The following is a 258-nucleotide window of genomic DNA, read 5'->3' as shown; positions in this document are numbered from 1 at the left end:
ATTTTCGAAGTGGCCGTCACAACCACATGGCTGCAAGTATCAAAGCGAGCCACTCAACCCAAACCGCTTCATCAGGCCTTTTTCCAGCAACCCCTTGGGCAGCAGGCCGGCCATCAACGGCAACGCCCGGCTGCCGTTGCCCAAGCGCAACAAGCGGGCTGGCTTGGGTTGTCGTACGGCCTTGAGCAACGCGGCGGCGAATTCGCTGGCCGGGGTCGGGTTGTCCTGGGATGCCTTGGCCCGAGCCCGAATGCCATC

The 258-nt window shown here is 62.4% G+C and carries 1 pseudogene; it reads right to left on the bottom strand.

What is annotated here, in order from left to right:
* Nucleotides 1-39: 39 nt before the first annotated feature.
* A pseudogene (locus OC610_RS29305) lies at nt 40-258 on the bottom strand (SDR family oxidoreductase); the annotation flags it as partial.

Origin of the sequence: Pseudomonas agronomica (assembly GCF_025917275.1) — a bacterium.
Taxonomy (GTDB): Bacteria; Pseudomonadota; Gammaproteobacteria; order Pseudomonadales; family Pseudomonadaceae; genus Aquipseudomonas; species Aquipseudomonas agronomica.
The sequence above is the reverse complement of the archived record's forward strand: the minus strand, read 5'-3'. Positions and strand labels throughout refer to the sequence as shown.